Consider the following 22584-nt stretch of genomic DNA (forward strand, 5'->3'; position numbering starts at 1 on the left):
ATGAGCATCAACAAGAACATCGCCCGTCTGCGTCGCGCCAAGTCCACCCGTTCGCACATCCGTGAACTGGGCGTCGCTCGCCTGTCGGTGCTGCGCACCGGCCAGCATCTGTATGCGCAGGTCTTCACCGCCGACGGCTCCAAGGTGATCGCTGCGGCGAACACCCTGCAGGCCGACGTCAAGGAAGGCCTGAAGAACGGCAAGAACAGCGATGCGGCCGTCAAGGTCGGCAAGCTGATCGCCGAGCGCGCCAAGGCTGCGGGCATCGAGAAGGTCGCATTTGACCGCTCGGGCTATCGCTACCATGGCCGTATCAAGGCGCTGGCCGACGCGGCTCGCGAAGGCGGCCTGCAGTTCTAAGCACTGCTGCGGATGTGGCCATCGGCCACATCCGCGTTACCGCCGGCAGGGGAGATGCCGGACCGTCCCGTTCTTTTGCAACGGTGCCGGGAACACAGCATGACTTCACAACCATAAGCGGCTTCGAGCCGTACATACCCAATCAATCAAGGAATCAAGATGGCAGAAGAACGTGCACCGCGGGGTCGTGATCGCGACCGTAACCGCGAAGAGAAAGTCGACGATGGCATGATCGAAAAGCTGGTCGCGGTCAATCGCGTCAGCAAGACGGTCAAGGGCGGTCGCCAGTTCACCTTCACCGCGTTGACCGTGGTCGGCGATGGTCTGGGCAAGGTCGGTTTCGGTTATGGCAAGGCGCGCGAAGTGCCGGTCGCCATCCAGAAGTCGATGGAGCAGGCGCGCAAGAACCTGGCCACTGTGGATCTGAACAACGGTACCTTGTGGCATGCCGTCAAGTCCGGCCACGGCGCAGCACGCGTCTACATGCAGCCAGCGTCGGAAGGTACGGGCGTCATCGCCGGCGGCGCCATGCGCGCCGTGCTGGAAGCGGTCGGCGTCAAGAACGTGCTGGCCAAGGCGGTTGGTTCGCGTAATCCGATCAACCTGGTCCGTGCAACCCTGAAGGGTCTGTCGGAAGTGCAGTCGCCGGCCCGTGTTGCGGCCAAGCGCGGCAAGAAGGTGGAGGAGCTCAACCATGGCTAAGGACACCAACAAGACCGTGAAGGTGCGCCTGGTGCGTGGCCTGCGTGGAACCCAGTCGCGTCACCGCCTGTCGGTGCGTGCGTTGGGCCTGAATAAGCTCAACGATGTGCGTGAACTGAAGGACAGCCCGCAGGTTCGCGGTCTGATCAACACCGTTCACTACCTCGTCAAGGTTGAGGACTAATCCCATGACTTTGCATCTCAATGACCTCAAGCCCGCCGACGGCGCCCGTACCGAGCGCACCCGCGTCGGTCGCGGCATCGGTTCCGGTCTCGGCAAGACCTGCGGCCGCGGCCACAAGGGTTCGTTCGCTCGCAAGGGCGGCGGCAAGATCAAGGCCGGCTTCGAAGGCGGCCAGACGCCGATGCAGCGCCGTCTGCCGAAGATCGGCTTCCGTTCCAAGATGGCGCGTGACAGTGCCGAAGTGTTGTCCTACCAGCTGGACAAGCTGGAAGCCGGTGAGATCGACTTTGCAGCGCTGCGTGCGGCCAATCTGGTCCCGAGCCGCGCCAAGAAGGCGAAGATCGTGCTGAAGGGCGAGCTGAGCAAGAAGTTCTTGCTGAAGGGTGTCGCCGCAAGTGCGGGCGCCAAGGCAGCAATCGAAGCTGCCGGCGGCAGCGTAGAGGAGTAATCGGCAGATGGCGCAGGCTGGCATTGGTAACCTCGGTGGCGGGCTCGGCAAGTTCACGGAACTTCGCCAGCGGCTACTGTTCGTCCTCGGGGCATTGATCGTCTATCGCATCGGCTGCTATGTGCCGGTGCCTGGCGTGAATCCCGATGCCATGCTTTCGTTGATGCAGGCGCAGGGCGGCGGCATCGTGGACATGTTCAACATGTTCTCGGGCGGCGCCCTGCACCGTTTCAGTATTTTTGCATTGAACGTGATGCCGTATATCTCGGCATCGATCGTGATCCAGTTGGCCACGCACATCTTTCCCGCCCTCAAGGCGATGCAGAAGGAAGGCGAATCCGGCCGACGCAAGATCACCCAGTATTCGCGCATCGGTGCGGTGTTGCTGGCGGTGGTGCAGGGCGGCAGTATCGCGCTGGCACTGCAGAACCAGACCGCGCCTGGTGGCGCTCCGGTGGTGTATGCGCCGGGCATGGGCTTTGTGCTCACCGCAGTGATTGCACTGACCGCCGGCACCATCTTCCTGATGTGGGTGGGCGAGCAGGTCACCGAGCGTGGCATCGGTAACGGCGTGTCGCTGATTATCTTTGCCGGCATCGTTGCAGGCCTTCCGTCGGCGGCGATCCAGACCGTCGAAGCCTTCCGCGAAGGCAATCTGAGCTTTATCTCGCTGCTGCTGATCGTCATCACCATTCTGGCGTTCACGCTGTTCGTGGTGTTCGTCGAGCGCGGGCAGCGGCGTATCACGGTCAATTACGCACGCCGCCAGGGCGGCCGCAATGCGTACATGAACCAGACCTCGTTCCTGCCGTTGAAGCTCAACATGGCAGGCGTGATTCCGCCGATCTTCGCGTCCAGCATCCTGGCCTTTCCGGCCACGCTGTCGATGTGGTCGGGTCAGGCTGCTTCCGGTAGCGGCGTGGGTTCGTGGCTGCAGAAGATCGCCAATGCGCTCGGGCCCGGCGAGCCGGTGCACATGCTGGTGTTCGCCGCACTGATCATCGGTTTCGCGTTCTTCTATACCGCGCTGGTGTTCAACTCGCAGGAAACCGCCGACAACCTCAAGAAGTCTGGCGCACTGATTCCGGGTATCCGTCCGGGAAAGGCGACAGCTGACTATGTGGACGGCGTGCTGACCCGGCTGACCGCAGCGGGTTCGTTGTACCTGGTGATCGTCTGCCTGCTGCCGGAAATCATGCGTACCCAGCTGGGCACCTCGTTCCACTTCGGTGGCACGTCGTTGTTGATTGCCGTGGTGGTGGTGATGGACTTCATCGCGCAGATCCAGGCCCATCTGATGTCGCATCAGTATGAGAGCCTGCTGAAGAAGGCCAACCTCAAGGGTGGCTCGCGCGGCGGTCTGGCGCGCAGTTAAGTGGTACACTAGATCTTCATTGCGTGAAGACGGCCTGGTTCCCGGGCCACGATCTTCCGATCAGAAGGGCGGCTCGCGCGACGTCTCGCGCGCGGGTGTGACGAGGTGGTCCTGTGCGGGAGTAGTACAGGCGATTCGGAGAAGTTTTCTGGATCAACATCGTCCGGCGCCGGAGCGAGGGCACACTCCCCACGCCGGGTCCATGGAACTTTTGGTTCCACGGGCTTCAAAGCAATCCGAGGCCTTGCTACAATTCCGAGTTCACTTTTGATCCATCCTGCCGGATGGCGCCTGGGCGCTGTCGGGCCATCACTCAGTTGGAGAATCGCGTCATGGCGCGTATTGCAGGCGTCAACCTGCCAGCCCAGAAGCACGTCTGGGTCGGGTTGCAAAGCATCTACGGCATCGGCCGTACCCGTTCGAAGAAGCTCTGCGAATCCGCAGGCGTTACCTCGACCACGAAGATTCGTGATCTGTCCGAACCCGAAATCGAGCGCCTGCGCGCCGAGGTCGGCAAGTATGTCGTCGAAGGCGACCTGCGCCGCGAAATCGGTATCGCGATCAAGCGACTGATGGACCTGGGCTGCTATCGCGGTCTGCGTCATCGCCGTGGTCTCCCGCTGCGTGGTCAGCGCACCCGTACCAACGCCCGCACCCGCAAGGGTCCGCGCAAGGCGATCAGGAAGTAAGGGATAGATCATGGCAAAGCCAGCAGAAAAGAAAACGAAGAAGAAGATCAAGCGCGTCATCACTGACGGCGTCGCTCACGTCCACGCTTCGTTCAACAACACCATCGTCACCATCACCGATCGCCAGGGCAATGCACTGTCGTGGGCCACGTCCGGCGGCGCCGGCTTCCGTGGTTCGCGTAAGTCGACCCCGTTCGCTGCTCAGGTTGCCGCCGAAAAGGCTGGCCGCGCTGCGCTCGACTACGGCGTGAAGTCGCTGGAAGTGCGTATCAAGGGTCCGGGTCCGGGCCGTGAGTCGGCCGTGCGTTCGTTGAACAACGTGGGCTACAAGATCACCAACATCATCGACGTGACGCCAATCCCGCACAACGGGTGCCGTCCGCCGAAGAAGCGTCGCGTCTAAAGGGAGCGATAAGAAATGGCTCGTTATATCGGTCCTACCTGTAAGCTCGCCCGCCGCGAAGGCGTCGATCTTTCCCTCAAGAGCCCGGCGCGCGCGCTGGACTCCAAGTGCAAGCTTGAGCAGAAGCCCGGCCAACACGGCGCGGCTCGCAAAGGCAAGCTCTCCGACTATGCCACCCAGCTGCGCGAGAAGCAGAAGGTCAAGCGCATCTACGGTTTGCTGGAGCGTCAGTTCCGCAACTACTACAAGAAGGCCTCGACCAAGAAGGGCAACACCGGCGAGAACCTGCTGCAGTTGCTGGAAACCCGTCTGGACAACGTCTGCTACCGCATGGGCTTTGCCGTCACCCGTCCGGCCGCGCGCCAGCTGGTGTCGCACCGTGGCGTGCTGGTCAATGGCAAGTCGGTGAATCTGGCTTCGTACCAGATCAAGGCTGGCGATGCGATCACGCTGTCGGAAAAGGCACAGAAGCAGCTTCGCGTGCAGGAAGCCCTGACCGTGGCTGAGCAGCACGACATGACGCCGTCGTGGGTCGAAGTCGATTCGAAGAAGTTCAGCGGCGTGTTCAAGGCCGTTCCGGATCGCGCTGACCTGCCTTCGGATATCAACGAAGCGCTGATCGTCGAGTTGTATTCGAAGTAATTCACATTGGAGAGCCTCCGGCACCGCCGGAGGTTCGCAGGAGACCCCGCAACATGACGGTTACCGCCAACCAGGTTCTGCGCCCCCGTGGTCCGCAGATCGAACGTCTTACCGACAATCGCGCAAAGGTCGTGATCGAGCCCTTGGAGCGCGGTTACGGGCACACGCTGGGCAATGCCCTGCGTCGTGTGCTGTTGTCGTCGATCCCGGGTTTTGCGATCACCGAGGTCGAGATCGACGGCGTGCTGCACGAGTACACCACGGTCGAAGGGCTGCAGGAAGACGTGCTTGATGTCCTGCTCAACCTGAAAGACGTGGCGATTCGTATGCATAGTGGCGACAGCGCGACGCTGTCGTTGTCCAAGCAGGGTCCGGGCACGGTCACTGCGGCCGACATCAGGACCGATCACAACGTCGAGATCATCAACGGCGACCACGTGATCTGCCACCTGACCAAGGACACGGCGCTGAACATGCGCCTGAAGATCGAGCGTGGTTTCGGCTATCAGCCGGCTGCCGCGCGTCGTCGTCCGGACGAAGAGACCCGCACCATCGGTCGTCTGATGCTGGATGCGTCGTTCTCGCCGGTGCGTCGCGTTGCCTATGCCGTGGAAGCTGCGCGCGTTGAACAGCGCACCGACCTCGACAAGCTGGTGATCGATATCGAAACCAACGGCACGATCGATGCCGAGGAAGCCGTGCGCACCGCCGCCGACATCCTCAGCGATCAGCTGTCGGTGTTCGGCGATTTCACCCACCGCGATCGCGGTGCGGCCAAGCCGGCTGCCAGCGGCGTGGATCCGGTGCTGCTGCGCCCGATCGACGACCTCGAGCTGACCGTGCGTTCGGCCAACTGCCTGAAGGCCGAGAGCATCTACTACATCGGTGATCTGATCCAGAAGACCGAAGTGGAGCTGCTCAAGACCCCGAACCTCGGCAAGAAGTCGCTGACCGAAATCAAGGAAGTGCTGGCACAGCGCGGCCTTGCACTGGGCATGAAGCTGGAGAACTGGCCGCCGGCCGGTGTCGCCCAGCACGGCATGCTTGGTTAATGCATCACCGCATGGGCGTCTTCGGGCGCCCATGCTGTTTTTTTACATCGACGGGCCAAAGCCCGCGGTGACATCCGGTCAAAGGACGGCCGGCTCGGACCAACCGCAGTCCATTCAACAGCGCCAGGATGGCGACAGCGTCTCTCAAGCAGTCTCAACATTCCTCAGGAAATCACACTCATGCGTCACCAGAAATCCGGTCGTAAATTCAACCGCACCAGCGCGCACCGCGAAGCCATGTTCCGCAATATGGCCGCGTCGTTGTTCAAGCACGAGCTGATCAAGACCACCTTGCCGAAGGCCAAGGAACTGCGTCGCGTCGCCGAGCCGCTGATCACCATCGGCAAGGTCGATGGCGTTGCAAATCGTCGTCTGGCGTTCGCTCGCCTGCGCGACAAGGAAGCAGTGGGCAAGCTGTTCGTCGAACTGGGCCCGCGTTACGCGACCCGTCCCGGCGGCTACCTGCGTATCCTGAAGGCTGGCTTCCGTGCCGGTGACAATGCGCCGATGGCGTATGTCGAGCTGGTCGACCGTCCGGTCGTCGCCGAGGAAGTGGCCGAGTAATCGGTTCGCCCTTCGCAAAGATTCTCGAAAAGCCCGGCTAGCGCCGGGCTTTTTTATTGCCTGTGCCAGACCATGGCGGTCGGTCTTGGTATGGGTGTTTCGGCAACAGCGCAGCGATGTGCATGGCTCAACCAGGATCAATCTCGCCGCCGCAAAGGCGGCCGTCTCCGGGCGGTGTCGAGGGTCTGCAGACCGACACATGATTGGCGACATGCATGGCTGCACCGGGCCTGCTGCCAGGCAACCTGCCCGATGCAGGCATCCGTGGTCACCGCGGCAGCGATGGCTGATAATCGGGCATTCGATCCTAGGCAAGCGGTAGCGATGAATCCATTTCGTTGGGGTTTCCGGGCGCAGTTCTTGCTGGGCTTTCTTGCCTGCGCAGGATTGCTTGCCTATGCGATCTACGTACAGCTGCATCTTGGGCTGGAGCCATGCCCGCTATGCATCTTCCAGCGGATCGCGTTTGCGGCGCTGGCGCTGTTGTTTCTGCTGGGCGCGTTGCATGGGCCGCGCGCAGCGGGCACGCGCAAGCTCTATGGCGTGCTCAGCTTCATCGCTGCCGGCGTCGGCATGGGCATCGCGGCGCGGCATGTCTGGGTGCAGATCCGGCCCAAGGACATGATGTCCTCGTGCGGGCCGCCGTTGAGCTTCCTGAGCGAGACGATGGGGCCGTTCGAAGTGTTCCGCACCGTGCTGACCGGCACCGGCGACTGCGGCAATATCGATTGGCGCTTTCTGGGCCTGAGCATGCCGATGTGGAGCATGCTGTGGTTCGTGGGCCTGGCGCTGTGGGCGCTGTACGCCGGCTTCAAGCAGCGTGGTCCGCGCAAACTGTTCTGATCGTTTCGTTCCGGCGCTGGCCGGCGCCCGAGATTTCTGGAGTTCACGATGTCCGCTTCCCCTCATTCGTCCGTCAACCAGGCGGAGCAGTGGTCGCCGCAGAGCTGGCGGCAGCGTCCGGCGTTGCAGATGCCGGTCTACCCGGACGCCGTTGCGTTGGAACACACGCTGGGCGAGTTGCGGCAGCTGCCGCCGCTGGTGACCTCCTGGGAAATCTTTGCGCTCAAGCGCCAGCTGGCGGAGGCGCAAGAAGGCAAGCGCTTCCTGCTGCAGGGCGGCGATTGCGCCGAGAACTTCAGCGATTGCGAATCGGGCACGATCTCCAATCGCCTGAAGGTGCTGCTGCAAATGAGCCTGGTGCTGGTGCATGGCCTGCACCTGCCGGTGGTGCGGGTAGGGCGCTTTGCGGGGCAGTACGCCAAGCCGCGTTCGGCCGACACCGAAACCCGCGACGGGGTGACCTTGCCGAGCTACCGCGGCGATGTGATCAACGCGCCAGCCTTCACCGAAGCGGCGCGCGTGCCGGATCCGCAGCGCATGATCACCGCGCATTCGCGCTCGGCGATGACGATGAATTTCGTGCGCGCTCTGATCGACGGCGGCTTTGCCGACCTGCACCATCCCGAATACTGGAATCTGGACTGGGTGGGGTATTCGCCGCTAGCGGCGGACTACCAGAAGATGGTGGCATCGATCGGCGATGCGGTGCGCTTTATGGAGACCCTGTCCGGCGCTGAGGTCTACAACCTCAATCGCATCGACTTCTACACCTCGCACGAGGCGCTGTTGCTGCCGTACGAGGAAGGCCTGACCCGGCAGGTGCCGCGCCAGTGGGGCTGGTTCAACCTGAGCACCCATTACCCGTGGATCGGCATGCGCACCGCCGCGCTGGATGGCGCGCATGTGGAATACCTGCGTGGCGTGCGTAACCCGATCGCGATCAAGGTGGGGCCATCGGTGCAGCCGGATCAGCTATTGCGTCTGATCGACGTGCTCAATCCCGAAGACGAACCCGGCCGCCTGAGCTTCATCCATCGCATGGGTGCGGCGCAGATCGCCGAGAAGTTGCCGCCGCTGCTGGAGGCGGTCAAGCGCGATGGGCGTCGGGTGTTGTGGGTGTGCGATGCGATGCACGGCAATACCGAAAGCACCGGAAATGGCTATAAAACACGGCGTTTCGACAATATCCGCAGCGAGGTCGAGTTGTCCTTCGATCTGCATGCGGCCGCCGGGACGCGGCTGGGCGGGGTGCATCTGGAACTGACCGGCGAAGACGTCACCGAATGCACCGGTGGCGCGCGCGAGTTGACCGAGCGCGATCTGGAGCGCGCCTACCGCTCCAGCGTGGATCCGCGGCTGAACTACGAGCAGTCGCTGGAAATCGCAATGGCGATCGTGCGCAAGCAACAGCAGGTGGCGTCGCAACCGCTGGGCGCGTGATGTCACCGTACGCATGACGTGATGCTCATGCCGCGTGCGGCATGATGCTGCAGCCATCCCTCTTTCCCCCCACAGGAGGAACGGTTTGACTGCCGATTGGAACGTCATCCGCGAATACGCAATCCCGCTTGGTGCCGCGCTGCTGGCGGGCATCGTCACCTGGTCGTTGATGCTGTGGCTGTTTCGCCGCATGCAGGGCCGCGACTATCGCCGCGCGCGCATCATTCGCGTTGTCACGCTGCCGGCTGCCTTCATCCTGCCGCTGCTGTTTCTGGGCGTCGCCACCGAAGCGACGCCGTTATCCGGCAAGGGGCTGGCGGCGATGCAGCATCTGCTGCACGTCGGCATCGTTGGCTGCGTGACCTGGTTGTTGGTGCGCGCCGTCGCCGCCGGCGAGATGGCGATCCTGCGCAGCAACCCGATCGAGGTGTCCGACAACCTCACCGCACGGCGCATCCAGACCCAGACACGCGTGCTGAGCCGGGTGGTCATGGGCGCGGTGATCCTGCTCGGCATCTCGGTGGTGCTGCTGACCTTTCCGCAGGTGCGCCAGATCGGCAAGACGCTGCTGGCCTCGGCCGGCATCATCGGCCTGGTGGCCGGTATCGCGGCCAAGCCGGTGTTCGGCAACCTGATCGCCGGCCTGCAGATCGCCCTGACCCAGCCGATCCGGCTGGACGATGTGGTGATCGTGGAAGGCGAGTGGGGCCGCATCGAGGAAATCGGCAGCTCGTATGTCGTGGTGCGGATCTGGGACGAGCGGCGCATGGTGGTGCCGTTGACCTGGTGGATCGAGCACCCGTTCCAGAACTGGACGCGCAGCAGCGCCGACCTGCTCGGTACCGCATTCCTGTGGCTGGACTACCGCACTCCGATCGCGGCGGTGCGCGCCGAGCTGGAGCGCATTTGCAAGAGCGAGCCGCTGTGGGATGGGCGCGTGTGCGTGACCCAGGTTACTGAAACCAGCGAGAGCACGATCCAGGTGCGCCTGCTGGTGAGCGCACGCAATTCCGGCGATGCCTTCGATCTGCGCTGCATCAGCCGCGAGCGCATGATCGACTTCCTGACCCGCGAGCACCCTTACGCACTGCCCAGGATTCGCGCCGAAATCGCCGCGCAGGAAAAGCCGCCCCTGCGTGCCGCCGCGCCGATCGCCCAGGAGAGCGTGCGCTCGCCCGGTGCCGAAGACGGCGAGCCTGCGACTACGGTGTAGCTGCAGGCGCGGCCGCCGATGCGCTGGGCGCAGTCGGCGCGTAGCGGGGCGCAACACGCGCCTTGCTGCGTTGCTCGTAGGCGTAGGCCAGTTCGATCAGGCGCGGCTCGCTCCAGGCGCTGCCCATGAACAATAGGCCCAGCGGCAGGCCCTGGGTCTGTCCCATCGGCACGCTCAGGCTGGGATAGCCGGCTACCGCAGCCGCACCATAGCCGGCTCCAGGAAAGGTATCGCCCTTGACCAGGTCGGTGACCCAGGCAGCACCGGTTGTCGGCACGATCAGCGCATCCAGGCGATTGGCCTGCAGCGCGGCGTCGATGCCGTCCGGCCCGGCCAGCCGTTTGGCAGTGGCGCGGGCCGTGAGATAGGCGGCATCGTCCAGTCCGGGCGCGGCCTGCGCCTGCTCGAACAGCTCCTGCCCGAAGTAGGGCATCTCGCGCTGCGCGTGGCTGCGATTGAAGGCGATCACCTGCTCCAGGCTCGACACCGGCGCGGCGTGGCTGCGCAGATACGCGTTCAGGCCGGCCTTGAATTCGACCAACAAGACCGTTTGCTCGGCGGCGTCCCACTGGCCCTCGGTCGCCAGGCTGGTTTCGATCACGGTGGCGCCGGCGGCGCGCAGCGTCTGCACCGCGCGTTGCAGCGCGGCGGCAACGGCCGGATCTTCGCGCAAGGGATTGCGCAGCAGGCCCAGGCGGGCGCCGCGCAGGCCATCGGGTCTGAGATGCGCCAGATAATCCGGCGCGGACGTCGGTGCAGTGCGCGCCGCCGGATCCTGCGGGTCGGGCGCGGCAATTGCCTGCAGCACCGCGGCCGCATCGGCGACGCTGCGCGTCATCGGGCCGGCGGTGTCCTGGCTGGCCGAGATCGGAATGATGCCGTCGCGGCTGACCAGGCCCACGGTCGGCTTGAGCCCGACCAGGCCGTTCACCGAGGCCGGGCAGGTGATGCTGCCGTCGGTTTCGGTGCCGATGCCGACCGTAGCCAGGCTGGCGGCGATCGCCGCGCCGGTGCCGGCACTGGAGCCGCAGGGATTGCGATCCAGCGCGTACGGATTGCGGGTCAGCCCGCCGCGTGCGCTCCAGCCGGAGCTGGACTTGGTGGAGCGGAAGTTGGCCCACTCGCTCAGGTTGGTCTTGCCCAGGATCACCGCGCCAGCGGCGCGCAGGCGCTGCACCAGAAACGCATCGCGGCCGGGCCTGAAATCGGCCAATGCCAGCGAGCCGGCGCTGTTGACCATCGGCAGCGCATCGATGTTGTCCTTAAGCAGTACCGTAATGCCATGCAGGGGGCCGCGCACATGGCCGGCGCGGCGTTCGGCGTCCAATGCACGTGCGTCGGCTTCGGCCTGCGGGTTGAGTTCGATCACCGAATTGAGAGCGGGCCCGGCGCGATCGATGGTGGCGACACGCTGCAGGTACGCGCGGGTCAGGTCCAGGCTGCTGGTCGTGCCGGACGCCATGCGTGCCTGCAGGCCGACGATGTCGGCGTCGATCAGATCGTCTTGCCTGGCAGTGGCTGCGTTGGCACCGGCCGGGGTCAGGCTTTCGGTATGCGCACAGTCGCACAGCGCAAGCAGCAGCGCGAAGGACAAGGTGGTGGATCGCATTGGCGGTGTTCCCCGGGGACTGTTCGCAGGCTAACGGCGCTGCGGCGGGGTGACAATGTGTATGACATGCCCGCAGACGGGCAGGGGGCCTCAGCGGCGCCGGCGTTTGATCAGATCGCGTGCCAGCACGCCGACCACGATCAGATTGATCGATAGCACGCCCCAGGCGGTCCAGCCGGGATGGCGGACGATGGCGTAGATATCGAACGGCAGGTAGATGGCCGCCGACAGGCAGCCCAGCAGCGACGCCCAGGCCTTGGCACGCCACAGACCCCAGGCTTCCACCACGTGCAGCAGGCCATACGCCAGCATTGCGGCAGCAGCCAGATGGACGGCGTCGGGACTGATGGTCTTGAGCAACGACGGCAGTGCGCCGTGGTCGGGATCCAGATTGAAGCGGCGGATCAGCGTGCTGACCGCGTCCTGCAGCGGGAGCGGGCCCAGAATTTCCAGGCCCGTCGCCGCCAACAGCGCAAGCGTCCCCTTGACCGCCTCTAGCAAGGCGATCACATGCAGCCCCGGATGCGCGCGCGGATCCGGGCTGTAGGGCGTGTTGCTCACGGGGATGGACGTCCCGTGCTTAGCCGGAACGGCCAGCGCGCTTGCGGTCGCTTTCGGTGAGGAACTTCTTGCGCAGGCGGATTTCCTTCGGGGTGACTTCGACCAGCTCGTCGTCCTCGATGAAGTCCAGTGCCTGCTCCAGCGTGTACTTGATCGCCGGGGTCAGCTTGATCGCATCGTCCTTGCCCGAAGCACGCATGTTGGTCAGCGGCTTGGTCTTGATCGCGTTGACGGTCAGGTCGTTGTCCTTGGAGTGGATACCGACCAGCTGACCTTCATACACGTTGTCGCCTTCGGCAGCGAACAGACGGCCGCGCTCTTCCAACGGCCCCAGTGCATAGGCCGGGGTGGCGCCCGCAGCGTTGGCAATCATCACGCCGTTCTGGCGCTTGGCGATCGCGCCCTGTTCCTTCGGACCGTAATGGTCGAACACATGGAACAGCAGGCCCGAGCCCTGGGTCAGGGTGCGGAACTCGTTCTGGAAACCGATCAGGCCACGCGCCGGGATCATGTAGTCCAGGCGCACGCGGCCCTTGCCGTCCGGCTCCATGTTCTTCAGCTGGCCCTTGCGGGTGCCCAGCTTTTCCATCACGCCGCCCTGGTGCTGTTCTTCGATGTCCACCACCAGCTGTTCGATCGGCTCCATCTGCTTGCCGTCGATTTCCTTGATGATGACTTCCGGGCGCGACACGGCCAGCTCGTAGCCTTCACGACGCATGTTCTCGATCAGCACCGACAGGTGCAGTTCGCCACGGCCGGAGACCAGGAACTTGTCGGCGTCGGAGCCTTCCTCGACCTTCAGTGCCACGTTGTGCACCTTCTCGCGGTCCAGACGGTCGCGCAGCTGGCGGCTGGTCAGGAACTTGCCGCCGGACAGGTCCTTGTTGCCGGCGAACGGCGAGTTGTTGACCTGGAAGGTCATCGAGATGGTGGGCTCGTCCACGGTCAGCGCCGGCAGCGCTTCCGGGGCGTCGAGCGCACACACGGTGTCGGAAATGGTCAGCTCGGCCACGCCGGAGATGGCGACGATGTCGCCGGCCTCGGCGGTGTCCTGCTCGATGCGCTCCAGGCCGAGGAAGCCCAGCACCTGCAGCACCTTGCCCTGGCGCTTCTTGCCTTCGCGGTCGATCACGCTGACCGGCATGTTCTTCTTCAGCACGCCGCGCTGGATGCGGCCGATGCCGATCACGCCGACGAAGTTGTTGTAGTCCAGCTGGCTGATGCGCATCTGGAACGGGCCGTCCGGATCCACGTCCGGTGCCGACACGTGCTGCATGATCGCTTCGTACAGCGGGGTCATGTCGCCATCGCGCACGCTCGAATCCAGGCTGGCGTAGCCGTTCAGGGCGGAGGTGTAGACGATCGGGAAGTCCAGCTGCTCGTCGGTTGCGCCGAGCTTGTCGAACAGGTCGAACACCTGGTCGATGACCCAGTCCGGGCGTGCGCCGGGACGGTCGATCTTGTTGACCACCACGATCGGCTTGAAGCCCATCGCGAACGCCTTCTGGGTCACGAAGCGGGTCTGCGGCATCGGGCCGTCCATCGCATCGACCAGGATCAGCACCGAGTCCACCATCGACAGCACGCGCTCGACTTCGCCACCGAAGTCGGCGTGTCCCGGGGTGTCGACGATGTTGATGCGGTTGCCGTTCCAGGTGATGGCCGTGTTCTTGGCCAGGATCGTGATGCCACGCTCCTTTTCCTGGTCGTTGCTGTCCATCACGCGCTCAGCCAGCACGGTGCGTTCGGACAGGGTGCCGGACTGCTTCAGCAGGCAGTCGACGAGGGTGGTCTTGCCATGGTCAACGTGCGCGACGATGGCGATATTGCGGAGTTTTTCGATAGACATGCGGAAAGGGCCCCTGTCTGGCGCCAGTCTTGAGATGAGGTAAGCCCGACATTATAGCGGTTTCGTTGCCGCACCGTTGCGTTCGGCCGCTGAGCGGTCCAAAACGCCCATTCAGCTAGCCCGGACACCCCGACGATGGTCCAACCTGCACGGCCGCCTGCACGCCCGGGTGTATCCTAATGGGCTGTCATACACCCTGAAACCTGCAAGGATTTCCATGTCCCTGATTGCCCATTTCGACACCACCCGCGGCCCGATCGTGGTCGAGCTGTTCGCCGACAAGGCCCCGCTGACCGTTGCCAACTTCGTCAACCTGGTCCAGCGCGGCTTCTACGATGGCCTGAGCTTCCACCGCGTCATCGCCGACTTCATGATCCAGGGCGGCTGCCCGGAAGGCTCCGGCCGCGGCGGCCCGGGCTACCGTTTCGAGGATGAAGCCAACAACGGCGTCGGCCACGAGCGCGGCGTGCTGTCCATGGCCAATGCCGGCCCCAACACCAACGGCAGCCAGTTCTTCATCACCCACACCGCCACCCCGTGGCTGGACGGCAAGCACACCGTGTTCGGCAAGGTCACCCAGGGCCTGGACGTGGTCGATGCCGTCGCCCAGGGCGATGTGATCAACAAGGTGACGATCGAAGGCGATACCGACGCCGTGCTGGCCGCCAAGGCCGACCGTGTCGCGGAGTGGAACAAGATCCTCGCCGCCTGATGTCTTTCCCCCGAACGGCCGCCCTGTGCGGCCGTTCGTCTGTCACTGCGCGCCGCCAGGCCCTGCGCCACGCCAGCGTGCACCTCCACCCATGTTTTTTAGCAGAGGAAACTCCCCATGAAAGCACCTGTTCGTGTTGCCGTGACCGGCGCTGCCGGCCAGATCGGCTATGCCCTGCTGTTCCGCATCGCCTCCGGCGAAATGCTGGGCAAGGATCAGCCGGTGATCCTGCAATTGCTGGAACTGTCCAATGAAAAGGCCCAGGCCGCGCTCAAGGGCGTGATCATGGAGCTGGAAGACTGCGCATTCCCGCTGCTGGCCGGCGTGGTCGGCACCGACGACGCCGAAGTGGCGTTCAAGGACATCGACGTCGCCCTGCTGGTCGGTGCGCGTCCGCGCGGCCCGGGCATGGAGCGCAAGGACCTGCTGCTGGAAAACGCCAAGATCTTCACCGCGCAGGGCGCGGCGTTGAACAAGGTCGCCAAGCGTGACGTCAAGGTGCTGGTGGTCGGTAACCCGGCCAACACCAATGCGTACATCGCGATGAAGTCGGCGCCGGATCTGAACCCGAAGAATTTCACCGCCATGCTGCGTCTGGACCACAACCGTGCGCTCAGCCAGCTGTCGCAGAAGCTCGGCAAGCCGGTCGGCGGCATCGAGAAGCTGGTGGTGTGGGGCAACCACAGCCCGACCATGTACCCGGACTACCGTTTCGCAACCTCCGATGGTGCCTCGGTAGGCGATGCGATCAACGACCAGGAATGGAACGCGTCCACCTTCATCCCGACCGTGGGCAAGCGCGGCGCGGCGATCATCGAGGCGCGCGGCCTGTCCTCGGCTGCGTCGGCCGCCAATGCCGCCATCGATCACGTGCGCGACTGGGTGCTGGGCAGCAACGGCAAGTGGGTGACGATGGGCGTGCCGTCCGACGGCTCCTACGGCATCCCGGAAGGCGTGATCTTCGGCTTCCCGGTGACCACCGCCAACGGCGAGTACACCCTGGTCAAGGATCTGCCGATCGACGACTTCAGCCAGAAGTACATCGACAAGACCCTGGCCGAGCTGGAAGAAGAGCGCAGCGGCGTGTCGCATCTGCTGGGCTGAGTTTCTCGCCTTGCTGTTGTAACGAAAACGCCGGGCAATGCCCGGCGTTTTTTATGTGGCGCTTGTGCGATGCTCCCGGCTCAGGCCAGGCCTTCGGCCTGCAATGCGGCCTGCACATCGGCATCGTCCAGCATGCGCTGCATGAATGCATCTACCGCGCTCAGGCCACCGAGATCCACGCCCACCTTCTGCGCCCATCGCAGCGTCACGAACAGGTACGCATCGGCGCCGGTATGGGTGTCGCCTGCCAGCCAGTTGCGTCCCTGCAGATGCGCGTCGACACGTTCGTACAAGGTGCGCAGCTTGCTGCGTGCGTCGTCATGGCTGCGCGCGATCAGCGCGTCGTCCTGCAGATAGGCGGTGCTGCCGAAGATCGGCTTGAAGGCCGGATGCACATCCGCATTGGCGAAGGCGATCCAGCGATTGATCTCCGCACGGCTGCGCGCGGTGCCATCGCCGGACAGACCGGTAAGCGGCGCGATGTCGGCGATGTAGTTGAGGATGGCGGCGTTCTGGGTCAGTGCCCAGTCGTCGACGACCAACAGCGGCACGGCACCGGCCGGGTTGAGGCGCAGATATTCGGGGGACTTCATCGTCGCGGCGTCGACCACCTGCAGATCGAAGGGCAGCCCCGACCAGCGCAGCACGATGTGATCTGCCAGCGAACATGCGCCCGGCTTGGTGTACAGCTTCATGAGAATTTCCGCACAAGAACGAAGACGCAAGCTTAGCGGCAACGCGTGAGTGCGTGGGCAGCGTCAGGATGCGGTGCGCGGGCGCAGCTTCTGTACGCGATAGAACGTGTGGTCGCCGATGGTGGCCACCTGGTAGGCATTACGCCAGCTCGGGCTTGCGATCGCGCTTGCGGCAAAGTGACTGGCGCCCGGCACGATTTCCTTGCGTTGCCCCACCGGCAGCGCCCAGTTGCGCTCTGCAGCCAGTGCCACATCCAGCGCCTTGTTCCAGGCATCGTCGTTTTTCAGCTGCGTCCCCGGAGCCACGATGGTAGGCGCGAACTGCTTGCGTGCAGTGACCACCTGACACATCGAGTCGCCCCACAAGCCGCTGTCCAGCCGACGCAACGCAACTTCGGCGACGGCTTGCTGGCCGCGCAAGGTCTGATCACGCGCTTCCAGGTACACGGTAGTGCTCAAGCACAACGAATCTGCAGCCGGCTGCGGCAACAACTGCGACAGCCAAAGTATCCAAACCAGTTTCATATAACTCCTTGCTCCGTATGGGCCGATCCGCAGAGCATCCAAGGTGGATGCACCAGTACAGAGGGCTTGGCGTCATGGGGAGGCGACCTGCCACGGGTCGCCCGGTCTCCGGCGAAAGAAGATCTACCGGAGGTGCCCGCCAAATGCGGCGGGTCAAAAAGTTGGCGCAAGGTAGGCGTCGATCACAGAATCGCGGCTGAATAGGCGGGCTTGACGGGTGTGATTGCTTGCTGCATCTGCGGCTTGGTTCGATGACACCAGCGCGACGCATCCGTCGTGTGCGTCGCATCGCGCTGGCGACAGCGGATGCCGCAACGGATCTCGATGCGGTGCGCGTGCGCTGTTGCGCACCTGCGCAATGGCTCGAGACGTGCAACGCGTTGCACTTAGGCTACGCATGCAATGCGATCTGCAGTCTGCGCTACACGTCATCGTCACTGAGGGATGTGCTTGCGTATCGCCGCTTTCTACTGCAATGGGGATGTGTCGAGATGCGAACGCGGGGTGCATAAAGGAGCTTTCAGTGCATGGTGCTTGATGCAGTCCGGATCATGCATCGAGCGCTCGCATGTGCATCGTAGAACGCGGTGTTGTAATCACTAGAGGAGGCGTCCGAGGTGCTCGATGCGCGTTGATGGTGGCGAGTGAACACCAAACGCCACGACGGTATTGGCGCTCGCATCGCAGCACCAAGTCGTGCGTCAAGTTTGCATATCCATCGTGCACAAATGCGTCAGCGGAATTTTAGATGGCTTGTAGTGGCTGCACGACGATATGCAACCGAGATCGTCAAAATCATCGATCACGATTCCTTCGACGGTATCGGTGGCACAGCGGCGTTGGCCATGCGGCAATCGCAGTGCGCGCTTGCTAACGCTGTTGCTATTCGCAGTGCAGATGTTCGAACGCATCAGGCCTGTTGAATCACACGCATCAAGTTCAACATGGTGCGAAACAATCTCATGCAGACATGCAGACATGCAGACATGCAGACATGCAGACATGCAGACATGCAGACGAGCCGGTACGCAACTGCGCCAGATACGGCGCCAATTTGGTGAGCGTCGGCAATGTCAGGGCCAGTGCTGCGATGACCGCCAAGGGCAGCAACTGATCGCGCCGCCACTTCAGCGCAGCTACTGGCGATGCAGTCGTGGCAGCCGTATGCGCGTAAGGCTGCAATGCGTTGCGTAACCACCATGCCGACAGCACGGCAATACTGCTGACCAAAGCGACTACCATCAACGCAGTCGACGCGGCGGCAGGCGTGCCGCCTTCAGAACCAGGCCGATCGCGGCGCTGACCAAGAGCGCGGCCAGCCCGCTGCCGATCGGACGCAGCGCTCTGACGCCGCGCGTGCCACGCCAGGACCAGCGGCCCAATCCCAGCAAGGTGTTCTGTGCGACGTCGCCGACTGCATAAGCGGCGCGGAAGGGCAGGCTGAGCAGCAATACGCTGATCAGATGGACATCGGCGGGAAGTGGATGCAGCGATGTAGTCGGCGTCGCGGGCATGCCCGGTTTATCGCCGAGCTGCGAAAAGAAAGAGAATGGACTGCGCTGCACCGATCAGCGGCGCTCACGGGGTTGGGCGCCAGGTCGATGGCAGCGTCATCGCCTGCATCGATCCGGCGCATATGGATCCCGGCGCCGGCATCTCATGGGTGAACCGGTCATCGTTTCATCACCGCCACCACCGCCACCACCACCGGCGTTGACGTTGCGCCAGCCCCGCTCCATGACGCTCACAAAGAGGTTGGTGCGGGTGTCGCGCTCAGGCTGCTGTGGCGTTCAGCGCATTGCGGCAACGCGTGTTACAACTTCGCCGCCAGTCGGCAGGCCTGATCGATCGCACGCTTGGCGTCCAGTTCGGCGGCGACATCCGCACCGCCGATCAGATGCGGTTGCTGCCCGTTGGCCTGCAGCGCGGCCAGCAGGTCGCGGCGCGGCTCCTGCCCGGCGCAGACCACCACCGTGCCGACATCGAGCACTTGTTCGGCGCCGTCCACGCGGATCCGCAGTCCGGCGTCGTCCACGCCCAGATATTCCACGCCGCCCAGCATCTTGACGCCCTTGGCCTTGAGCGTGGCGCGGTGGATCCAGCCGGTGGTCTTGCCCAGGCGCGCGCCGGGTCTGCCGGGGCTGCGCTGCAGCAGCCAGACCTGGCGGGCAGGGCGCTCGGGCTGCGGCCTGGCCAATGCCCCAGCCGTTTCGAAGCTGGGGTCCACGCCCCATTCGGCCATCCAGCGCGCAGGGTCCAGCGACGACGATGGCCCTGTGTGCACGAGAAATTCGCCGACATCGAAGCCAATCCCGCCGGCCCCGATGATCGCGACCTTGTCGGCAGCGACATGGCGGCCCAGCACCACGTCGAGATAGCTCACGACCATCGGGTGATCGGCGCCGGGGAAGTCCACCTTGCGCGGCTCGATGCCGGTGGCCAGCACAATCTCGTCGAAGTCTTTCAGGTCTGCGGCTTCTACCCGGGTATTCAGGCGCAGCTGCACCCCGGTCGCATCGATGCGGTGGCCGAAGTAGCGCAGCGTCTCGTTGAATTCTTCCTTGCCCGGGATGCGCCTGGCGACATTGAATTGCCCACCAATTGCATCGCCCGCATCGAACAAGGTGACGCGATGACCGCGCTCGGCGGCCACTGTCGCGCAAGCCAGACCGGCCGGGCCGGCACCGACCACCGCAATGCGCCTGGGGTTGGGGGTCGGTGCGTAGATCAGTTCGGTTTCGTGCGCTGCGCGCGGGTTGACCAGGCAGCTCGCCAGCTTGTTGTCGAACACATGATCCAGGCAGGCCTGATTGCAGGCGATGCAGGTATTGATGGCGTGCGACTGGCCGGTGCGTGCCTTGTTGGCCCACTGCGGATCGGCCAGCAGCGGGCGCGCCAGCGACACCATGTCGGCGGCGCCGTCGGCCAGGATGCGCTCGGCCACTTCGGGCATGTTGATGCGGTTGGTGGCCACCACCGGAATACGCAGGTGCGGCTTGAGCTTGGCGGTCACACCCGCAAATGCGGCGCGCGGTACCGAGGTGGCGATGGTCGGGATGCGTGCCTCGTGCCAGCCGATACCGGAATTGATGATGGTTGCGCCGGCCGCTTCGATCGCCTGCGCCTGCGTCAGGATGTCCTGCCACTGGTTGCCGCCTTCGACCAGGTCCACCAGCGACAGCCGGTAGATGATGATGAAGTCCGGCCCGCACGCCTCGCGGATGCGTCGCACGATCTCCACCGCAAAGCGCATGCGCTTGGTCGCATCGCCACCCCAGGCATCGCTGCGCTGGTTGGTGCGCGCGGCGGTGAATTCGTTGATCAGATAGCCTTCCGATCCCATCACCTCCACGCCGTCGTAGCCGGCGTCGCGGGCCAGCCGCGCCGCACGCGCGTAGGCGGCGATCTGACGATCCACCGCACGTGCCGATAGCGCGCGTGGGGTGAACGGGTTGATCGGCGCCTTGAGCCTGGACGGTGCCACCGACAGGGGGTGATAGGCATAGCGCCCGGCATGCAGCAGCTGCAGGCAGATCTTCGCGCCGTGCGCATGCACCGCCCGGGTGACCTGACGATGCGGGCGCACCTCCCACGGCCACGACAGCTTGCCGCCGAACGGCTTGAGCCAGCCCACCACGTTCGGCGAAAAGCCGCCGGTGACGATCAAGCCAACCCCGCCGGCAGCGCGCTCGGCGAAATACGCGGCCAGTTTGGGGAAATCGCGCGCCCGGTCTTCCAGACCGGTGTGCATCGAGCCCATCAGGACGCGGTTGCGCAGTTGCGTGAAGCCCAGATCGAGCGGCGCGAACAGGTGCGGGTAGGACGAGACGGACGGGCCGGTGGCGGGCGACATGGTGTGGATACGCTGGCGTACGGAGTGCGCACGATGCAGGCAAACGGGCCTGGCGGCAAGTCTTGACCCGCTCATACGGCGCAATCGGCGGTTTCGGAGGGGAGGGCGGTACGGTTGGCCTGCACATCGGGCCGTATCTCAGTGGGGGCGCCCATGTCTGCCAAGCGCAACCAATGGCGCGAAGAAGACGCCCCTGCTGGCCCGCTGGCTGGCTGAGGCTCGAGCCGCACTTGCCGACTTCTTGATCAGTGCTGTCAGCTGGGCGGCCGCGCTCCAGCGCCGCGCGGGTCGCGGGGGCGAGTCTCTGTCGAGCGGGGCCGATCCGCCCGCGCCGCTGCCGCGGAACAGATCGCCTCGCATTACAGGAAACGCCTCTGCGATCGGGCCTGCGCCCCAGCAGCGAGGCGGACCGCACGATCAGGGTGCCCTCCCGCCTTGCCGCTGGGTCATGTGCGCGCGCTGGGGCCGTGCTGCCTTCTTCCTCTGCGAGCCAACGGCCCGTGCCCGCTGCGGCAGCCGGACTCAAGCGGTCACGGCGATCACCAACCCGCCAGTACCAGCTTGCCGATCGTGCTGCCGCTTTCCAGCCGTCGGTGCGCCTCGCGTAATTGCTGCGCATTGATCGGTGACAGCGTTTCGGTATGGGTGGTGCGCAGCTCGCCCGCATCGATCAAGCTGGCGGCACGGTTGAGGATGCGGTGTTGCTCGACCATATCCTCGGTTGCGTAGCGGGCACGGGTGAACATCAGCTCCCAGTGGATGCCGATGCATTTGGCTTTGTAGGGATCGCCGATCGACAGCGGGCCGCGCGGCTCCACGATCAAGCCCACATGCCCCTGCGGTGCCAGGATCTCGCCCAGTTGCTCCCAGTAGCGGTCGGTGTCGGCCAGGTTGAGTGCGGCGTCCACGCTCTGCATTCCCAAGGCCTGCAACTGCGGCTGCAGCGGCTGGTGATGGTCGATCACATGCTGGGCGCCCATCTGCCGCACCCATTCGATGGTTTCCGGTCGCGAGGCGGTGGCGATCACGCTGAAACCGGCATGCCGCGCCAACTGTATGGCGATCGATCCCACGCCGCCCGCACCGCCGATGATCAGCACGTGCTTGCCGCGATTGCGCGCGCCGTCGAAAGAGAACGGCATGCGCTGGAACAGCAGCTCCCAGGCGGTCAACGTGGTCAGCGGCAGGGCCGCGGCCTGGGCGAAGCTGAGTGAGGTGGGCTTGCAGCCGGCGATGCGCGCATCGACCAATTGGTATTGCGCGTTGCTGCCCGGGCGGCCGATGTCGCCCGCGTAATACACCTCGTCGCCGACTGCGAACGCGGTGACCTCGGGGCCTACCGCTTCGACGACGCCAGCCGCGTCGTAGCCCAGGATCTTCGGCGCATCCAGCGTGTGTGGCTTGGGTGCACGCACCTTGGTGTCGACCGGATTGACCGAGATCGCCTCGACGCGGACCAATAAGTCATACCCCGAAGGGGCCAACGGGGCCGGAAGTTCCATGTCAAGCAGTGCGGCGGAATCGTCGATCGGAAGATGACGGGTGATGACGACAGCTTTCATCGGGTCGCTCCATGTGGGGAGTTCAGGGTGCGTTGTGAAGCCGTCGCGCTGCAACCACCGACCCAACAATTCAGCTCGGACGGGGCCTGGCGTTCACCAATGTGGTTTTCGCATCACTGTGCAGCCCGCCGGCAAGGTGGATCCGCCAGCGTATTCAACTGGCTTAATTGGGCTGCGGTTCATGCAGGTCAGATGTGCA

The 22584-nt window shown here is 64.3% G+C and carries 22 protein-coding genes and 1 pseudogene; 15 read left to right on the top strand and 8 right to left on the bottom strand.

What is annotated here, in order from left to right:
- The 13 genes from rplR to AC1KVE_RS07830 all read left to right on the top strand — a co-directional run bounded on the left by rplR (position 1) and on the right by AC1KVE_RS07830 (position 9915).
- Positions 1–360 carry a 50S ribosomal protein L18 gene (gene rplR, locus AC1KVE_RS07770; protein WP_016900655.1) on the top strand — a complete coding sequence of 120 codons (360 nt, stop codon included), beginning with the start codon at positions 1–3 and terminating at the stop codon, positions 358–360.
- Between the two features lie 159 nt (positions 361–519).
- The gene (rpsE, locus tag AC1KVE_RS07775; RefSeq protein WP_003486682.1) at positions 520–1062 is read left to right on the top strand and encodes a 30S ribosomal protein S5; all 543 of its coding nucleotides are present in this window, start codon (positions 520–522) and stop codon (positions 1060–1062) included.
- Complete coding sequence (rpmD, locus tag AC1KVE_RS07780; protein WP_024938563.1) at positions 1055–1246, top strand: 50S ribosomal protein L30; 192 nt, start codon at positions 1055–1057, stop codon at positions 1244–1246. The genes rpsE and rpmD overlap by 8 nt, the downstream gene beginning before the upstream one ends.
- A 4-nt stretch (positions 1247–1250) precedes the next feature.
- A complete protein-coding gene (gene rplO, locus AC1KVE_RS07785; protein WP_481092837.1) occupies positions 1251–1694 on the top strand; it encodes a 50S ribosomal protein L15 in 444 nt (147 codons plus the stop codon).
- Positions 1695–1701: 7 nt separating this feature from the next.
- Positions 1702–3069, top strand: a complete 1368-nt coding sequence (gene secY, locus AC1KVE_RS07790) for a preprotein translocase subunit SecY (protein WP_016900648.1) — start codon at positions 1702–1704, stop codon at positions 3067–3069.
- Between the two features lie 332 nt (positions 3070–3401).
- Entirely contained in the window at positions 3402–3758 is a 357-nt protein-coding gene (rpsM, locus tag AC1KVE_RS07795; protein WP_003486672.1) for a 30S ribosomal protein S13, read from the top strand.
- Between the two features lie 10 nt (positions 3759–3768).
- Positions 3769–4161, top strand: coding sequence for a 30S ribosomal protein S11 (gene rpsK / locus AC1KVE_RS07800; RefSeq protein WP_003486671.1), 393 nt, complete (start codon positions 3769–3771; stop codon positions 4159–4161).
- A 15-nt stretch (positions 4162–4176) separates the two neighbouring features.
- Positions 4177–4803, top strand: a complete 627-nt coding sequence (gene rpsD, locus AC1KVE_RS07805) for a 30S ribosomal protein S4 (RefSeq protein ID WP_024938562.1) — start codon at positions 4177–4179, stop codon at positions 4801–4803.
- A gap of 53 nt (positions 4804–4856) precedes the next feature.
- On the top strand, positions 4857–5855 hold the full coding sequence (locus tag AC1KVE_RS07810) for a DNA-directed RNA polymerase subunit alpha (RefSeq protein ID WP_002811635.1): 999 nt from the start codon (positions 4857–4859) through the stop codon (positions 5853–5855).
- Between the two features lie 180 nt (positions 5856–6035).
- Complete coding sequence (rplQ, locus tag AC1KVE_RS07815; RefSeq protein WP_003486665.1) at positions 6036–6419, top strand: 50S ribosomal protein L17; 384 nt, start codon at positions 6036–6038, stop codon at positions 6417–6419.
- Positions 6420–6743: 324 nt separating this feature from the next.
- On the top strand, positions 6744–7262 hold the full coding sequence (locus AC1KVE_RS07820) for a disulfide bond formation protein B (protein ID WP_029219231.1): 519 nt from the start codon (positions 6744–6746) through the stop codon (positions 7260–7262).
- Positions 7263–7310: 48 nt separating this feature from the next.
- A complete protein-coding gene (locus AC1KVE_RS07825) occupies positions 7311–8702 on the top strand; it encodes a class II 3-deoxy-7-phosphoheptulonate synthase (protein ID WP_046345812.1) in 1392 nt (463 codons plus the stop codon).
- A gap of 85 nt (positions 8703–8787) precedes the next feature.
- Positions 8788–9915, top strand: coding sequence for a mechanosensitive ion channel family protein (locus AC1KVE_RS07830; RefSeq protein WP_047128220.1), 1128 nt, complete (start codon positions 8788–8790; stop codon positions 9913–9915).
- On the opposite strand, the gene AC1KVE_RS07835 is transcribed toward AC1KVE_RS07830, so the two are convergent.
- The 3 genes from AC1KVE_RS07835 to typA form a co-directional block, all read right to left on the bottom strand.
- On the bottom strand, positions 9905–11509 hold the full coding sequence (locus tag AC1KVE_RS07835; protein ID WP_481092839.1) for an amidase: 1605 nt from the start codon (positions 11507–11509) through the stop codon (positions 9905–9907). The two genes, AC1KVE_RS07830 and AC1KVE_RS07835, sit on opposite strands and share 11 nt — an antisense overlap.
- Positions 11510–11614: 105 nt before the next feature.
- On the bottom strand, positions 11615–12034 hold the full coding sequence (locus AC1KVE_RS07840) for a DUF2127 domain-containing protein (RefSeq protein ID WP_181142402.1): 420 nt from the start codon (positions 12032–12034) through the stop codon (positions 11615–11617).
- Positions 12035–12104: 70 nt separating this feature from the next.
- On the bottom strand, positions 12105–13934 hold the full coding sequence (typA, locus tag AC1KVE_RS07845) for a translational GTPase TypA (RefSeq protein ID WP_016904579.1): 1830 nt from the start codon (positions 13932–13934) through the stop codon (positions 12105–12107).
- 217 nt (positions 13935–14151) lie between these two features.
- On the opposite strand from typA, the gene AC1KVE_RS07850 reads away from it, so the two are divergent.
- Both AC1KVE_RS07850 and AC1KVE_RS07855 read left to right on the top strand, forming a co-directional pair.
- A complete protein-coding gene (locus AC1KVE_RS07850; protein ID WP_016904578.1) occupies positions 14152–14646 on the top strand; it encodes a peptidylprolyl isomerase in 495 nt (164 codons plus the stop codon).
- A gap of 117 nt (positions 14647–14763) precedes the next feature.
- A complete protein-coding gene (locus tag AC1KVE_RS07855) occupies positions 14764–15750 on the top strand; it encodes a malate dehydrogenase (RefSeq protein WP_104576263.1) in 987 nt (328 codons plus the stop codon).
- 80 nt (positions 15751–15830) lie between these two features.
- Here AC1KVE_RS07855 and AC1KVE_RS07860 read toward each other — a convergent pair whose 3' ends face one another.
- The 5 genes and pseudogenes from AC1KVE_RS07860 to AC1KVE_RS07880 form a co-directional block, all read right to left on the bottom strand.
- Complete coding sequence (locus tag AC1KVE_RS07860) at positions 15831–16445, bottom strand: glutathione S-transferase family protein (RefSeq protein WP_481092836.1); 615 nt, start codon at positions 16443–16445, stop codon at positions 15831–15833.
- A gap of 63 nt (positions 16446–16508) precedes the next feature.
- Positions 16509–16970: a cell wall hydrolase gene (locus AC1KVE_RS07865; RefSeq protein ID WP_016905076.1), complete on the bottom strand. Its 462-nt coding sequence runs from the start codon at positions 16968–16970 to the stop codon at positions 16509–16511.
- A gap of 1014 nt (positions 16971–17984) precedes the next feature.
- Positions 17985–18451, bottom strand: a pseudogene (locus AC1KVE_RS07870) (MFS transporter); the annotation flags it as partial.
- A gap of 332 nt (positions 18452–18783) precedes the next feature.
- Positions 18784–20823 (bottom strand): oxidoreductase, encoded by a 2040-nt coding sequence (locus AC1KVE_RS07875; protein WP_184455128.1) that lies wholly within the window; start codon positions 20821–20823, stop codon positions 18784–18786.
- 539 nt (positions 20824–21362) lie between these two features.
- Positions 21363–22385 (bottom strand): zinc-binding alcohol dehydrogenase family protein, encoded by a 1023-nt coding sequence (locus AC1KVE_RS07880; RefSeq protein ID WP_184455131.1) that lies wholly within the window; start codon positions 22383–22385, stop codon positions 21363–21365.
- Positions 22386–22584 lie beyond the last annotated feature (199 nt).

It is taken from the genome of Xanthomonas sp. NCPPB 2864 (genome assembly GCF_056675615.1).

Coding starts and splice junctions, on each gene's coding strand:
- AC1KVE_RS07865 (WP_016905076.1), bottom strand. CDS start 16,970: ATGAAACTGGTTTGGATACTTTGGCTGTCGCAGTTGTTGCCGCAGCCG.
- AC1KVE_RS07810 (WP_002811635.1), top strand. CDS start 4,857: ATGACGGTTACCGCCAACCAGGTTCTGCGCCCCCGTGGTCCGCAGATC.
- secY (WP_016900648.1), top strand. CDS start 1,702: ATGGCGCAGGCTGGCATTGGTAACCTCGGTGGCGGGCTCGGCAAGTTC.
- AC1KVE_RS07875 (WP_184455128.1), bottom strand. CDS start 20,823: ATGTCGCCCGCCACCGGCCCGTCCGTCTCGTCCTACCCGCACCTGTTC.
- AC1KVE_RS07860 (WP_481092836.1), bottom strand. CDS start 16,445: ATGAAGCTGTACACCAAGCCGGGCGCATGTTCGCTGGCAGATCACATC.
- rplR (WP_016900655.1), top strand. CDS start 1: ATGAGCATCAACAAGAACATCGCCCGTCTGCGTCGCGCCAAGTCCACC.
- rpsM (WP_003486672.1), top strand. CDS start 3,402: ATGGCGCGTATTGCAGGCGTCAACCTGCCAGCCCAGAAGCACGTCTGG.
- typA (WP_016904579.1), bottom strand. CDS start 13,934: ATGTCTATCGAAAAACTCCGCAATATCGCCATCGTCGCGCACGTTGAC.
- rpmD (WP_024938563.1), top strand. CDS start 1,055: ATGGCTAAGGACACCAACAAGACCGTGAAGGTGCGCCTGGTGCGTGGC.
- rpsD (WP_024938562.1), top strand. CDS start 4,177: ATGGCTCGTTATATCGGTCCTACCTGTAAGCTCGCCCGCCGCGAAGGC.
- AC1KVE_RS07820 (WP_029219231.1), top strand. CDS start 6,744: ATGAATCCATTTCGTTGGGGTTTCCGGGCGCAGTTCTTGCTGGGCTTT.
- AC1KVE_RS07880 (WP_184455131.1), bottom strand. CDS start 22,385: ATGAAAGCTGTCGTCATCACCCGTCATCTTCCGATCGACGATTCCGCC.
- rpsE (WP_003486682.1), top strand. CDS start 520: ATGGCAGAAGAACGTGCACCGCGGGGTCGTGATCGCGACCGTAACCGC.
- rplQ (WP_003486665.1), top strand. CDS start 6,036: ATGCGTCACCAGAAATCCGGTCGTAAATTCAACCGCACCAGCGCGCAC.
- rplO (WP_481092837.1), top strand. CDS start 1,251: ATGACTTTGCATCTCAATGACCTCAAGCCCGCCGACGGCGCCCGTACC.
- AC1KVE_RS07825 (WP_046345812.1), top strand. CDS start 7,311: ATGTCCGCTTCCCCTCATTCGTCCGTCAACCAGGCGGAGCAGTGGTCG.
- AC1KVE_RS07850 (WP_016904578.1), top strand. CDS start 14,152: ATGTCCCTGATTGCCCATTTCGACACCACCCGCGGCCCGATCGTGGTC.
- AC1KVE_RS07855 (WP_104576263.1), top strand. CDS start 14,764: ATGAAAGCACCTGTTCGTGTTGCCGTGACCGGCGCTGCCGGCCAGATC.
- rpsK (WP_003486671.1), top strand. CDS start 3,769: ATGGCAAAGCCAGCAGAAAAGAAAACGAAGAAGAAGATCAAGCGCGTC.